The following is a 1,518-nucleotide window of genomic DNA, read 5'->3' as shown; positions in this document are numbered from 1 at the left end:
GCGGGGCAACTCGAACACGCAAGAGCGCTTTGACCAGTTGGTCGAGTTTCTGTGCGTCTTTGCACCTGAAGACATCGCTTTTCTGACCGCAGACCGGGAGTTTATTGGCACCCAATGGTTTGCCTTGCTGATGGCGGAGCCTGTGACTCGGTTTCGCATCCGTATTCGCGAGTCGCAGTTACTGTTTGATGGGCAGCAATCGCTCAAGACCACGATTGTGTTTCAAGATTTGCAGCCTCAGCAGTCCAAGGGGTTATCCGGCAAACGACGGCTTTGGGGTCATTGGCTTTACTTGGCAGGATTGCGATTAGAAGACGGATCGTTGCTGGTGGTTGCCACGAACCATGCGCCCTCTACTGCCATTGCTGACTATGCTCTGCGTTGGGGCATCGAAACCTTGTTTGGCTGCTTGAAAACTCGTGGCTTTTGCCTGGAGGCAACCCAGATCAAAGACCCCGAACGACTCAAGAAGCTCATCGCGCTCTTAACCTTGGCATTCTGCTGGGCGCATCGGGTCGGGGAGGGGGTCGGGGAACATCAGACCATCCCCCTCAAAAAACATGGACGCAAAGCTAGGAGCATCTTTCGCACCGGGTTAGATCACCTCCGCCAGATTTTACTCAACCTCGAGACTCATCAAGCGCACTTTGTTCAAGTTCTAAACCTTTTGTCCTGTACTTAGGGAAAAGCTATACCCAGTATGAGTGTGACCATGCTTTATGCAATGCTCATCACTTGCGCGAACTCGAATTCATCTATGAGCGCTATCAGCAGGTTTGGGCAGAAGAAATGGGCATCTTATTGCGTGACCTCAAACAGCAAGTAGACCATGCCAAAGACCAGGGCGAAGCAACCCTCAACCCAGACCTTGTGCAGTGGTTTGAAGAGCGCTATCAGATGCTCGTAACAGCAGGACTTGCAGCGAATCCATTGCCAGATTTACGACCTGATGCCGTAAAACCGCGTGGGCGACCCAAGCAGTCGCCCGCCAAAAACTTACTTGACCGTTTACAACAGCACCAATCGCAGGTGTTGGCATTTATGCACGATTTCCGCGTTCCCTTTGATAACAATCAAGCCGAGCGTGACTTGCGCATGATGAAATTGAAGCAGAAGATATCCGGCGGGTTTCGCTCAGTCGAAGGGGCGCAGATGTTTGGTCGCATTCGGGGCTACATTTCCACGCTCAAGAAGCAAGGATTCAATGTGTTGGACGCACTCAAGCAAGTGTTCTTGAGCAATCCGACTATCCCTCAACCTGAGTAGTTACGTTTAATCAGTCCTCAGAACGAGGCTAACTCTAGCTCAATCCGCCGGGGCATGGATGCGGATCTGTCGCATTCTCAAATCAAATGGGTATGACTTTCGGGAATTGTGGCATGAATTCTAGACCTCCTTCGTGAAAGTCTTTGAGGATCAGCAGCGGTTCTGCTGGAACATTAACTCAGATCTTGCAGCCTTCTCGATAAGGGGTTGCTAAACGGCTAAAAGTCTGTAAGAAAGGGCGTAGAAAATAGA

At 50.9% G+C, this 1,518-nt stretch carries 2 protein-coding genes; both read left to right on the top strand.

Going from position 1 to position 1,518, the window contains the following annotated elements; translation table 11 throughout:
- The coding region (locus tag C7B65_RS26900) for an IS4 family transposase (RefSeq protein ID WP_146135859.1) at window positions 1-682 on the top strand (682 nt) is incomplete at its 5' end.
- A complete protein-coding gene (locus C7B65_RS26895) occupies window positions 673-1,266 on the top strand; it encodes an IS66 family transposase (protein ID WP_083583282.1) in 594 nt (197 codons plus the stop codon). The genes C7B65_RS26900 and C7B65_RS26895, both read left to right, overlap by 10 nt.
- The last annotated feature ends 252 nt before the right edge of the window (window positions 1,267-1,518 follow it).

Source organism: Phormidesmis priestleyi ULC007 (assembly GCF_003003695.1).
GTDB classification, from domain to species: domain Bacteria; phylum Cyanobacteriota; class Cyanobacteriia; order Leptolyngbyales; family Leptolyngbyaceae; genus Phormidesmis_A; species Phormidesmis_A priestleyi_A.
Note: the sequence above shows the minus strand (reverse complement) of the source record. Positions and strands in the feature narration are given on the sequence as shown.